This is a genomic window from Phenylobacterium sp. (assembly GCF_041919955.1).
GTDB lineage: Bacteria > Pseudomonadota > Alphaproteobacteria > Caulobacterales > Caulobacteraceae > Phenylobacterium.
On record NZ_JAYRSU010000011.1, the window covers coordinates 51,953 to 63,789 of the forward strand.

The 11,837-nt window shown below is 68.8% G+C and carries 12 protein-coding genes; 3 read left to right on the top strand and 9 right to left on the bottom strand.

What is annotated here, in order from left to right; translation table 11 throughout:
- Window positions 1-2: 2 nt before the first annotated feature.
- The 5 genes from ACE3T2_RS11065 to ACE3T2_RS11085 form a co-directional block, all read right to left on the bottom strand.
- A complete protein-coding gene (locus ACE3T2_RS11065; protein WP_374657378.1) occupies window positions 3-791 on the bottom strand; it encodes a ParA family protein in 789 nt (262 codons plus the stop codon).
- Window positions 792-798: 7 nt separating this feature from the next.
- Complete coding sequence (rsmG, locus tag ACE3T2_RS11070; RefSeq protein WP_374657232.1) at window positions 799-1,434, bottom strand: 16S rRNA (guanine(527)-N(7))-methyltransferase RsmG; 636 nt, start codon at window positions 1,432-1,434, stop codon at window positions 799-801.
- A 4-nt stretch (window positions 1,435-1,438) separates the two neighbouring features.
- A complete protein-coding gene (gene mnmG, locus ACE3T2_RS11075; protein WP_374657234.1) occupies window positions 1,439-3,289 on the bottom strand; it encodes a tRNA uridine-5-carboxymethylaminomethyl(34) synthesis enzyme MnmG in 1,851 nt (616 codons plus the stop codon).
- A 168-nt stretch (window positions 3,290-3,457) separates the two neighbouring features.
- A complete protein-coding gene (mnmE, locus tag ACE3T2_RS11080) occupies window positions 3,458-4,792 on the bottom strand; it encodes a tRNA uridine-5-carboxymethylaminomethyl(34) synthesis GTPase MnmE (RefSeq protein ID WP_374657236.1) in 1,335 nt (444 codons plus the stop codon).
- Complete coding sequence (locus ACE3T2_RS11085; protein ID WP_374657238.1) at window positions 4,789-5,040, bottom strand: DUF6489 family protein; 252 nt, start codon at window positions 5,038-5,040, stop codon at window positions 4,789-4,791. Before ACE3T2_RS11085 ends, mnmE begins: the two co-directional genes overlap by 4 nt.
- A gap of 111 nt (window positions 5,041-5,151) precedes the next feature.
- Between ACE3T2_RS11085 and ACE3T2_RS11090 the strand changes: the two genes are divergently transcribed.
- Together ACE3T2_RS11090 and ACE3T2_RS11095 are read left to right on the top strand one after the other, a co-directional pair.
- The gene (locus ACE3T2_RS11090) at window positions 5,152-5,847 is read left to right on the top strand and encodes a dienelactone hydrolase family protein (protein ID WP_374657240.1); all 696 of its coding nucleotides are present in this window, start codon (window positions 5,152-5,154) and stop codon (window positions 5,845-5,847) included.
- Window positions 5,848-5,856: 9 nt separating this feature from the next.
- Complete coding sequence (locus ACE3T2_RS11095; protein WP_374657242.1) at window positions 5,857-6,828, top strand: quinone oxidoreductase; 972 nt, start codon at window positions 5,857-5,859, stop codon at window positions 6,826-6,828.
- A gap of 188 nt (window positions 6,829-7,016) precedes the next feature.
- Here the strand turns inward: ACE3T2_RS11095 and ACE3T2_RS11100 are convergent, their stop codons facing one another.
- Window positions 7,017-7,799, bottom strand: a complete 783-nt coding sequence (locus ACE3T2_RS11100) for a molybdopterin-dependent oxidoreductase (protein ID WP_374657244.1) — start codon at window positions 7,797-7,799, stop codon at window positions 7,017-7,019.
- On the bottom strand, window positions 7,796-8,506 hold the full coding sequence (locus ACE3T2_RS11105) for a cytochrome b/b6 domain-containing protein (protein ID WP_374657246.1): 711 nt from the start codon (window positions 8,504-8,506) through the stop codon (window positions 7,796-7,798). The genes ACE3T2_RS11100 and ACE3T2_RS11105 overlap by 4 nt, the downstream gene beginning before the upstream one ends.
- A gap of 334 nt (window positions 8,507-8,840) precedes the next feature.
- Between ACE3T2_RS11105 and ACE3T2_RS11110 the strand changes: the two genes are divergently transcribed.
- Window positions 8,841-9,548, top strand: coding sequence for a formylglycine-generating enzyme family protein (locus ACE3T2_RS11110; protein WP_374657380.1), 708 nt, complete (start codon window positions 8,841-8,843; stop codon window positions 9,546-9,548).
- A 160-nt stretch (window positions 9,549-9,708) separates the two neighbouring features.
- Here ACE3T2_RS11110 and rho read toward each other — a convergent pair whose 3' ends face one another.
- Together rho and ACE3T2_RS11120 are read right to left on the bottom strand one after the other, a co-directional pair.
- Complete coding sequence (gene rho / locus ACE3T2_RS11115; protein ID WP_374657248.1) at window positions 9,709-11,133, bottom strand: transcription termination factor Rho; 1,425 nt, start codon at window positions 11,131-11,133, stop codon at window positions 9,709-9,711.
- Window positions 11,134-11,368: 235 nt separating this feature from the next.
- Window positions 11,369-11,830: a CopD family protein gene (locus ACE3T2_RS11120; protein WP_374657250.1), complete on the bottom strand. Its 462-nt coding sequence runs from the start codon at window positions 11,828-11,830 to the stop codon at window positions 11,369-11,371.
- Window positions 11,831-11,837: the final 7 nt, after the last annotated feature.

The following is an 11,837-nucleotide window of genomic DNA, read 5'->3' on the forward strand; positions in this document are numbered from 1 at the left end:
TCTTAGGCCGCCTTCGCCCGGCGATCACGTTCGCGCATCACGACCTCGCGCGCGAGCTTCAAATAGGCCTGCGACCCCGTGCACTTGAGGTCGTAGACCAACACCGGCTTGCCGTAGCTAGGGGCTTCGGAGACCCGGACATTGCGCGGGATGACCGTGTTGTAGACCGTCTCGCCGAAGTGGCCCCGCACATCGCGGGCCACCTGTTCCGACAGGCTGTTGCGTCGATCGTACATGGTCAGCACCACGCCCTGGATCTCCAGGTTCGGATTCAGGCTGCCGCGCACCAGATCGACCGTCCGCAGCAGTTGCGTCAGACCCTCCAGGGCGAAGAACTCGCACTGCAACGGCACCAGGACCGCGTCCGCCGCCGCCATGGCGTTGACCGTCAGCAGGTTCAGCGAGGGGGGGCAATCGATCAGGACGTAGGTGTACTCCCCGCTCACCCGGATCGGGTCCAGGGCGTCGCGCAGTTTGAACGAGCGACGCGCCTGCTGGCCGAGTTCCAACTCGACCCCCGAAAGGTCGGGGTCGGCCGCGATCAGGTCCAGGCCCGGCAGAGCCGTGTGGACCACGGCCGTGGAGATCGGTTGCTCGCCCATCAGCACGTCGTAGAGCGTCACCTTGCGCTGGGCGCGGCCGACGCCGAGGCCGGTGGAGGCGTTGCCCTGTGGATCGGAGTCGATCAGCAGCACCTTCTCGCCCACCGCGGCCAAGGCGGTGCCGAGGTTGATGGCCGTGGTGGTCTTGCCCACCCCGCCCTTCTGGTTGGCGATCACGAGGACGCGCAGTCCGCGCTTAGCTTTTCCGGCCACGGCCGAGCCTCCTAATCCGAACGATCCGGCCTCTGGCGTCACTCAAGCTCGGCGACACGTCAGCATCGAAGTCCCACGCCCTGGCGGCGTCTTCCAGTTCCGACGCGACATCCTGACCCTTAAGGAACAGCGCCTGTGCGCCACGCCTGAGGTAGGGCTGGGCGTACCCCAGCAGCCGCGAGAGGGGCGCGCAAGCCCGCGCCGTCACGATATCCACAGTCAGCGACAAGTCTTCCGCACGTGAATTGTGAACGCTGGCGGGCAGCGACAGGCCGTTGACAACCTCGGTCAGGAACCGGCAGCGCTTAGCCAGGCTATCGACCAGATGCACGTGAAAGCCGGGCCGCTCTTTTCCCAGGATCGCCAGCACGATGCCGGGAAGTCCTGCGCCGGTTCCGAGATCGGCCCAGGTCAGGGCTTCGGGCGCCAACGGCAGGATCTGGGCCGAGTCCCAGGCGTGGCGCGACCAGAAGATGTCGAGCGTGGCCGGGCCGACCAGGTTCATCTTCTCGTTCCACTCGATCAGGTATGACCGGTAGCGCTCCAGGTCGGCGATGGCCTGCGGCGAGGCGCCTGCGGCGGCGGCGAAGCTGGCCGCGTCAGTGACGTCGATGCTCATGGGATCAGGCGGCGCGGCGACGGACATGGGCCAGCAGCGCGGTCAGGGCGCCCGGCGTCACGCCTTCGATGCGCGCGGCCTGGCCCAAGGTCAGCGGCTTCACCGCCATCAGCTTCTCGCGCACCTCGTTCGACAGCCCGCCGACGCCGGCGTAGTCGAGGTCGGGGGGTAGGCGGAGGTTCTCGTCGCGGCGGAAGGCGGCGGCGTCGGCGGCCTGGCGATCCAGGTAACCGGCGTAGGCGGCTTCGATCTCGAGCTGCTCGCGGACGACGGGCGACCAGTCGGCGGCCTCCGGGAACACGCGGGCCAGGTCGTCGAAGCCGATGGTCGGATAGGCCAGCAGCTGGACGAAATCGCGCATCACGCCATCGGCCTTGACCGGCAGGCCGGCCTTCTGGGCTATGTTCGGTGACAGGGTCAGCTCCCCTGCCCGCGCCCGGGCGTGGGCGAGGTCGGCCGCCTTGGCGCGCCAGGCCGTTTCACGTGAAACGCCGACCACGCCCAGCGCAATGCCACGGTCGGTCAGCCGCTGGTCGGCGTTGTCGGCGCGCAGGGTCAGGCGGAACTCGGCGCGGCTGGTGAACATCCGATAGGGTTCGGTGACGCCGCGCGTGGTCAGGTCGTCGATCAGCACGCCGATATAGGCCTCGTCCCGCCCGAAGGCGGCGGCGTCCAGGCCCGAGGCGGCGCGAGCGGCGTTGAGGCCGGCGACCAGGCCCTGGGCCCCCGCCTCCTCATAGCCCGTCGTGCCGTTGATCTGGCCCGCCAGGTAGAGGCCCGACAGCTTCTTGACCTCCAGGGTCGGATAGAGCTCGCGCGGGTCGACGTAGTCATATTCGATCGCGTAGCCGTAGCGTTTCACGCGAACGTTCTGCAGTCCCTCGATGGTGCGCAGGAACAGGTCCTGGGTCTGCGCCGAGACCGAAGTCGAAATGCCGTTGGGATAGACGGTGTCGTCGTCCAGGCCCTCGGGCTCCAGGAAGATCTGGTGGCTGTCCTTGTCGCCGAAACGGACAACCTTGTCCTCGATCGACGGGCAATAGCGGGGGCCGCGGCCGTTGATGCGGCCGCCATAGACCGCCGACTCCGTCAGCCGTTCGGCGATGATCCGATGGGTCTCGGCGTTGGTGTAGGTGATGCCGCACGCGATCTGCGGGACGGTGATGCGATCCGTCAGGAACGAGAACGGCACAGGCTCGTCGTCGGCCGCCTGCATCTCCAGCCGGTCCCAGGCGATGGTCGAGCCGTCGAGCCGGGCCGGGGTGCCGGTCTTCAGCCGTCCCATATCCAGGCCCAGCGAGTAGAGTCGGTCCGAAAGACCGATGGCCGGGGCGTCGCCGACCCGGCCGGCGGGGATCCGCTCCTCCCCCTGGTGGATGATCCCCTTGAGGAAGGTGCCCGTGGTCAGCACCACGCGGCCGGCGCGGTACTCGGTTCCCGTCGCCCCGACCACGCCCTGGACGACGCCGTCCCGGACGATCAGGTCCTCGACCGCCTCGGCCATGACGGCGAGGTTCGGGGTCGCGGCGAGCTCGGCCTGCATGGCCTGGCGATAGAGTTTGCGGTCGATCTGGCTGCGCGGGCCGCGAACGGCCGCGCCCTTGGAGCGGTTCAGCATCCGGAACTGAATGCCAGCCTGATCGGCCAGACGGCCCATCAAGCCGTCCAGAGCATCGATCTCGCGAACCAGATGGCCTTTACCCAGGCCGCCAATGGCCGGATTGCAGCTCATCTCGCCGATGGTCTCGAGCTTGTGGGTCAGCAGCAGGGTCTTGGCGCCGAAGCGCGCGGAGGCCGCCGCGGCTTCACAGCCGGCGTGCCCTCCCCCGATGATGATGACGTCCCAGGCGCTCAAGCTTGTCTCCACGCAAGACGCCCCCGGGAGGCCGGGGGCGCTATCGGCAGCTATATAGCGAAGACCGGGGCGTTTTTCACGTGGGATTCGGAGGCGGCGCGGGAGAAGAGGGATCAGAGTGTTTCACGTGAAACGCACTACCGCCGTGTTTCACGTGAAACACCGGCACTACTTTCCGATGCAGAAGCTGGAGAACACCCGGCCGAGAACTTCCTCCGGATCGATCCGGCCGGTGATCCGGTCGAGCGCGCGGCTGGCCAGGCGGACATCCTCCGCGGCGAGTTCGAGATCGTCGTCCAGGTCCAGGGCGCGCCGGACGCGTTCCAGGGCCTCGCCCAGCAGCTCGCGGTGACGCAGTCTGGTGGCGGTCGGCAGTTCGGCGCCGGCCAGGGCCTCGACCACCCGCGCTTCGAGAACCTGTTCGAGGGCGGCGATATCGGCAGGTTTCCAGGCCGAGACTCTATGAACCTCGACGTTCAGGGCGCGGGCCTCGACCAGGGCGTGGCCGGTCTCCGCCCCCTGCCCGAGGTCAGCCTTGTTGATCACGCAGAGATCGTGGGGGTGCAGGGCCGGCACGGTCGCCGGCGCCTCGCCGGCGCCGTCCACGATCCAAACCCGCAGGTCCGCCTCTTCGGCCCAGCGCCGAGCCCGGCGCACGCCCTCGGCCTCGATCTCGTCGTGAGTATCGCGAAGGCCAGCGGTGTCCGCGACCAGCACCTTGTAGCCGGCCAGACGCATCGGCGCCTCGATCACGTCGCGCGTGGTGCCCGGGGTGGCGGTGACGATGGCCGCCTCGCGACGAGCCAGGGCGTTGAGAATGGTGCTCTTTCCCGCATTGGGCGCGCCGACCAGGGCGATCCTGAAGCCCTCGCGCACCCGCTCACCCCGTTTCACGTCGACCAGGGCCTGTTCCAGATCGCCGGCCAATTCGGCCAGGGCAGGACGCGCACGGGCGGCGACATCGGCCGGCACCTCCTCGTCAGGGAAGTCGACCGCCGCCTCGAACATGGCCAGGGCCTCGATCAGCCGGTCGCGCCAGCGCGCCTGCGCATGGCCCAGCGCCCCGCCGAGCTGATCCAGGGCCTGACGCCGCTGGGCGTCGGTCTCGGCCTCGATCAGGTCGGCGACCCCCTCGGCCTGGGCCAGGTCGAGCTTGCCGTTCTCGAAGGCCCGGCGCGTGAACTCGCCCGGTTCGGCGAGCCGCAGGCCAAGCGCCGCCAGCGCCTCCAGCAGGCTGGCGACCACGGCCGGCCCGCCGTGCACGTGAAACTCGGCGCAGTCCTCGCCAGTGTAGCTGGCCGGTCCCTCGAACCACAGCACCAGGGCCTGGTCGATGCCCTGCCCGCCCGCATCGCGCAGGGTGCGGACCGCGGCCTGACGCGGCTTCGGCGTCGCGCCGGCCAGGGCCCTCACGGCGGCCCCGGACATCGGCCCCGACAGGCGCACGACCGCGACCGCCGCACGGCCGGCGGCGGTGGCCGGTGCGAAGATGGTGTCGGTCATTTGGACCGGGCGGCGCCCATGCTGGCGTCGACCGCGGCGCTCATCAGATTGCGGAACTGCTCCTGCGCCCCGACTCCGAAGGCGGTCCAGTTCTTGATCAGCTCGTCGGGGGAGAGGATCGCCATGTTGGCGCTCATCCGCTTCTGCATCTCTTCGACGAGTTTGTCGTTGAGGACGGAGACGTCCGGCAGACCAAGGAAGGTTCGCGCTTCCTGCGGGGTGCAGTCGATTTCAATCGTCATCTTCATTCGGATAACTCTACAGCCGGGGCGGTCCTTGACCACATTGTTATGAGCGCAGCCGCGCCCTCTCCGCTAGTAGCCGCGCGAGGGCCTGGTTTTTCAAGACGGGAGACGCCGATGGGCGAGACGACGACGATCAAGACGCAGGACGGCGAGTTTTCGGCCTATGTGGCGCGTCCAGGCAATCCCAAGGCGCCGGCCGTGGTGGTCATCCAGGAGATCTTCGGCGTGAACGCCGTCATGCGCGGGGTCTGCGACGAGCTGGCCGCCGCGGGCTTCCTAGCCGTCTGCCCCGACCTGTTCTGGCGGATCGAGCCGGGCGTCGACATCACCGACCAGTCCGAGGCCGAGTGGAAGAAGGCCTTCGAGCTCTACAACGCCTTCGACGTCGACGCCGGCGTCGCCGACATCGCCACGACCATCGACCATGTCCGCGCCTTACCCGAATGCAGCGGCAAGGTCGGGGCGGTCGGCTACTGCCTGGGCGGGCTGCTCGCCTTCCTGACCGCCACTCGCACCGACAGCGACGCCTCGGCCGCCTATTACGGCGTCGGCATCGAGAAGCACCTGGCCGAGGTCGAGAAGCTGGCCCATCCGCTGCTGATCCACATCGCCGAGGAAGACCAGTTCGTGCCGAAGGAAGCCCAGGCGCTGATCCTCGCCCAGCTGAAGAACCACCCGCAGGTCCAGATTCACACCTATGCGGGCCGCGACCACGCCTTCGCCCGGGTCGGCGGCGAGCACTACGACGCGGCGGACGCCAAGCTGGCCAACGGCCGCACCCTGGCCTTCTTCCAACAGAACCTGGCCTAGGGGGTGGCGATGAAGGCGATCCGTATCGAGCGCACCGGCGGCCCCGAGGTGCTGGACGTCGCGGAGGTGGAGGTTCCCTCCCCCAAGGCCGGCGAGATCCTGGTCCGGCACGAGGCGGTGGGGGTGAACTTCATCGACACCTATCACCGCAGCGGCCTCTATCCGGTGAAGCTGCCCTCGGGCCTGGGCATGGAAGCGGCCGGGGTGGTGGAGGCGGTCGGCGACGGCGTCGAACGCTTCAAGGCCGGCGACCGGGTGGCCTACGCCTCCGGGCCGCTCGGCGCCTATTCGGAACTGCACGCGACCAGCGCCGCCCGCGCGGTGAAACTGCCCGAGGGGATCGACGCCAGGATCGCGGCCGCCTGCCTGCTGAAGGGCATGACGGCCGAGTTCCTGGTCCGGCGGACCTATCCGGTGAAGGCCGGCGAGACCGTCCTGGTCCACGCCGCGGCGGGCGGGGTCGGCTCGATCCTGGTCCAGTGGGCCAAGCACCTGGGCGCGCGGGTGATCGGCACGGCCGGATCGGAAGAGAAGGCGCAGCTCGCCCGCGGCCACGGCGCCGACCACGTGATCCTCTATCGCGAGCAGGACGTAGCCGCCGAGGTTCGCCGCCTGACCGACGGCAAGGGCGTGCCGGTCGCCTATGACTCCGTCGGCGCGGCGACCTTCGAGGGCACGATGGGCAGCCTGGCGCGGCGCGGCATGTTCGTCTCGTTCGGCAACGCCTCCGGGCCGGTCCCGCCGTTCGCCCCACTGAGGCTGTCGCAGGCCGGCTCGCTGTTCTTCACCCGGCCGACCATGTTCGACTACACCGCCACGACCGAAGACCTGGACGCCAGCGCCGCGGCGCTGTTCGAGGTGATCAGGTCGGGCGCCGTGAAGATCGACATCGGCCAGACTTTCGCGCTGGGCGACGCCCGGCGGGCGCACGAGGCGCTGGAAGGCCGCGAGACGGTCGGGGCGAGCTTGCTGATCCCCTGATCCGTTGCTCCCCGGCTGGGGGGAGGCTGACTCCGTCACGGGAGTCAAAGTCCCCCTCAGTCAGCTTCGCTGACAGCTCCCCCAGAGGGGGAGCAATTAAGGAACCACACGAACGAGCGACTCTCCCTCCCCTTCATGGGGAGGGAGAAATGAGGCGTTTCACGTGAAACGCCTTGTGAATCAGTGGGTTAAACACCGGCGTACCACTGGTATCCCTGGTCTTCCCAGGAGCCGCCCTTGCCGCCGCCCAGGTGGTCCAGGCGGTCCACCACCTCGATGCGCTCGATGTACTTGGCCATCTTGTAGCCGAGCTGGCGTTCCAGCCGCAGGCGCAGGGGCGCGCCGTGGGCGAGCGGCAGCGGAGCGCCGTTCATCGCATAGGCGAGGATGGTCTGGGGGTGAAAGGCGTCGATGAGGTCGATGCTCTCGTAATAGAGCGAGCGGCCGCGGAAATAGCGCGGATGTTCGTCGGCGCAGTGGAAGACGATGAAGCGGGCCTCCGGCTTCAGCCCCACCCGCCGCAGCACCTGGCTGAGCGGCGTTCCCGTCCAGCCGCCGATGCAGCTCCAGCCCTCGACGCAGTCGTGGCGGGTGATCTGGCTGCGGGCCGGCATGGCGACAAGGTCGGCCAGGGTGAAACGGGTCGGCCGCCGGACCAGGCCATGGACGGTCAGGCGCCAGGCGTCGAAGCCGGCGGTCATCATGTCGAGATAGCCGGGCGGCAGGCTCTGGGCGTCCTGGGAGCCGTTCGGCCGGAAGGTGCGGGAGATGTCCGCAGCCTGATACTCGCGGGCCAAGGTGTCGCGGCCCATCAGGGCTCGGTGAGCGCGCTGGGTCAGCCCCTCGCTATGCGTCAGCAGTTCGCGGAGCGAGGGGGAGTCGTAGATCCGATTGCAGCCGCCCAGCAGCAGCGAGCCGGCGCCGGCCGCGCCAGCGGCCAGCAGGGCGCGGCGGTTGGTCTGATCGCTCATGGCCTGCCTCCCCTGGCCCCAATGATCATCGCCGCGAGCTTCCGGGGCGAACGCAGGGCCAGCAGGGCGTGGCCGAGGGCGAAGGCCGCCAGCATCCAGGCGACCACGAAATGGACAGTCCGCGCCGACTGCCGGCCCCCGAACAGGTCGGCCAGCCAGGGCGCGACGGCCAGGACCGCGGGCGACATGCAGAGCCCGGTGGCCACCATCACCGGAAGGAAGATGAACACCACGGCCAGATAGGCGCCGCGCTGGACGGGGCTGTAGGCTCCCTCCGCTCGGAAATCCCGCGCCACGCCGCGGCGGGCCAGCAGGTGGATAAGGTAGGTCAGGCTCGCGGCGACCAGCACCCAGGCGAAGAAGAAGTGCCAGACACGGCCGGTGGCCAGGTCCTGGCGGTTGGGTATGGTCAGCCAGGCCGGGAAGGCGCCCTGGTCCAGCTCGCCCTTCTTCCAGGTCCAGCCGAGCGCGCCGGTCGTATCGAAGGCGTGTCCGAATACGGTCGTGGTCGCTACCGGATCACCGTCGAGCGTCCAGTCGGCGACGATCGCCGCCAGCGGCGCGTCGAGGTCGGAGGCCTGGCCCCAATAGAGCGCCGGATGGGCGTTGAAGATCTGCAGCCCGCTCATGAACAGCACCAGCAGGCACAGGGCGATCAGCCAGTGGGCGAGGCGGACGATCCAGCTCCGCGACGGTCCCTCCTGCATGTCTCGCCCCTGACGCCGTCGCCCGCGCGCGGCGACCGGGCATCTAGGCCAAGCGGCCTGCGGGCGGTCAATGGCTGAGCCGATCTCGGCGGCTTGACCCCGGGCCGCGGCCCGCGCGAACTCGCGAGGTCTGGGGGTAAGGCAGAGGATGGCGATGAGCGGGCGCAGCGGACCAGGGCGACGTCGGATGCGGCCGGCGGCCTTGCAGGCCTTGGGATTCGCCGCGGCGGGGAGCCTATGCCTCGGCCATGCCGCCGTCGCGGAAGGCCCGGCCGGGCCGCCGCCGCCGCCCCTGCCCGCCGGCGTGTTCAGGGACTGCCCGGACTGTCCGCAGATGGTCCTCGTTCCGCCTGGCGAATTCACTATGGGTTCGCCGCCTGGCGAGCGGTTCCGCGCCGCCGAGGCGCCGCGGCGGGTGAAGATCGCGCAGCCCTTCGCGGTCGGGCGGTTCGAGGTGACCTTCGCCGAGTGGGAGGCGTGCGTGGCTGGGGGCGGCTGCGGCGGGCATCGGCCGGACGACCACGGCTGGGGCGGCGGCGACCAGCCGGTGGTGGGCGTGACCTGGGACGACGCCATGGCCTATGTCGGCTGGCTGTCCCAGAAGACCGGCCGGCGCTATCGGCTGCTGTCGGAGGCGGAATGGGAATATGCCGCCCGCGCCGGGACCGAGAGCGCTTTCGGCTTCGGCGAGGCGCTCTCCTCGGACCAGGCCAATTTCGACGCCAGCGAGGCGACGCCGCTCAGCCCCAAGGGCCAGGCGCGCGGACGCACGACGCGGGTCGGCAGCTTTCCGGCCAACGCCTTCGGGCTGCACGACATGCACGGCAACGCCTGGGAATGGACGGCGGACTGCTGGAACGACGACTATACGGGCGCGCCCAGCGACGGCTCGCCCTGGCTGAGCGGCGACTGCACGGGCCGGGTGCTGCGCGGCGGGTCGTGGGAGGACTATGTCGGCGAGGCCCGTTCGGCGGCGCGGGTGGCCAGCCACACGGGCGAGAGCACCTGGTCGGACGGGCTGAGGGTCGCGCGGGAGCCCTAGGGTTCAGGTGTCATCCCGGAAAGCGCAGCTCGCGCTTGTCCGGGATCCATGACCACCGGATGGACGAGGATACGGCTCGGCCTCGCCCCGTTCGTCCTGATCGGGCGCGAATGGGCCCCGGTCTTGCTTCGCAAACCGGGACGACACTCGCAACGCGCCCCTACGTATTCATCGACTGGAAGAAGTCTTCGTTGTTCTTCGACTGGCGCAGCTTGTCGAGCAGGAACTCGATCGCGTCCTGGGCGCCCATCGGGGTGATGATGCGGCGCAGGATGAAGGACTTCTGCAGGTGTTCCTTCGGCGTGATGAGGTCTTCCTTGCGGGTGCCCGACTTGATGACGTCGACAGCGGGGTAGATCCGCTTGTCGGCGACCTTGCGGTCCAGGATGATTTCCGAGTTACCGGTGCCCTTGAACTCTTCGAAGATGACCTCGTCCATCCGGCTGCCGGTGTCGATCAGGGCGGTGGCGATGATGGTCAGCGAGCCGCCTTCCTCGATGTTCCGCGCCGCGCCGAAGAAGCGCTTGGGACGCTGCAGGGCGTTGGCGTCGACACCGCCGGTCAGCACCTTGCCGGACGACGGCACCACGGTGTTGTAGGCGCGGCCGAGGCGGGTCACCGAGTCCAGCAGGATGACCACGTCGCGCTTGTGCTCGACCAGGCGCTTGGCCTTTTCGATCACCATCTCGGCGACCTGGACGTGGCGGGTGGCCGGCTCGTCGAAGGTCGAGGACACGACCTCGCCGCGGACGGTTCGGCGCATGTCGGTCACTTCTTCCGGGCGCTCGTCGATCAGGAGGACGATCAGGTAGCACTCGGGGTGATTGGTCTCGATCGACTTGGCGATGTTCTGCAGCATCACCGTCTTGCCGACCCGCGGCGGGGCGGTGATCAGGCAGCGCTGGCCCTTGCCGAGCGGGGCGACGATGTCGATGACCCGGCCGGTGCGGTCCTTCAGCGTCGGATCCTCGATCTCCATCTTCAGCCGCTGGTCGGGATAGAGCGGCGTCAGGTTGTCGAACAGGACCTTGTGGCGGACGTTCTCGGGGGCTTCGAAATTGATCTGGTCGACGCTGACCAGGGCGAAGTAGCGCTCGCCCTCGCGCGGGGCGCGGATGCCGCCCTCGACCGTGTCGCCGGTGCGCAGGCCGAACTTCCGGATCTGCGAGGGGCTGACATAGATGTCGTCCGGGCCGGACAGGTAGTTGGCCTCGGGGCTGCGCAGGTAGCCGAAGCCGTCCTGGACGACCTCGAGCGTGCCCGAGCCGGAGATCTGCACGCCTTCCTCGGCCAGGGCCTTGAGGATGGCGAACATCATGTCCTGCTTGCGCATGGAGTTCGCGTTCTCGATCTCCAGGGTCTCGGCGAAGGAGAGCAGGTCGGCGGGCGACTTGTCCTTCAGCTCCTGGAGCGACATGCGGGTGAGGCCCATGGCGGCGATGGCCTGGGCGACTTCCGACGGGCCTTCGTCCTCGTCGTCCTCGGACTCGACCGCAGCTTCGGCGGCGGCTTCGAGGACCGGGGTTTCGGCGGTGTCGACCGGGGTTTCTTCGGTCGGGGCGTCGGCGGGGGTGTCTTGGCTCATAGGTTTACTCTGATAGGCGGCGCCGAGCGGTTCTCGGGCGCCGGGAGAATCTGGCGTTGGCGCGGGAAGCGCCGGTGAATGTCTTGGGACCGGGCCGCGGCGGCTGGCGTCCAGCGCGCGGCGCACGGGTAAAGGCGGGGCGTGGCTTCGCGGCGCGACTCCACGTGCGATGAGCGGAACCACATGCCGCGCCTGGGGTCAAGCGGGGCTTCGGGTCGCTGGAGCTCAGATAGGATCAGCTCTGGCCGAATTGAAGGGTCACGGCGAGGACGGCGATCACCGCGGCCAGGAACGGCAACTCGTTGGTGGCGCGCCAGAACTTGGCCGACTTCGGACGCTGGCCGGCCAGGAACTGCTTGTAGGACTTGGCCAGGAACCCGTGCCAGCCCGAGATGAAGATCACCGCCGCCAGCTTCACGATCATCCACGGCTGGGCCAGGAAACCCCAGCCCTCCCTGGCCGCATAGACATGGAAGAGGATCAGGCTGACGCCCAGGATCCAGACGATGATCATCGCGGGATTGATGATGATCTTCAGGAGCTTGCGCTCCCAGGTCAGGAAGTGCTGGTCGAACTCCGTGCCAGGCGGCGCGGTCTCGGTGTGGTAGGCGTAGAGCCGCGGCAGGTACATCATGCCGGCCATCCAGGCGATCACCGCGATGATGTGCAGTCCGCGCAGCAGGTCGTAGTGGTTCATTGCGAAG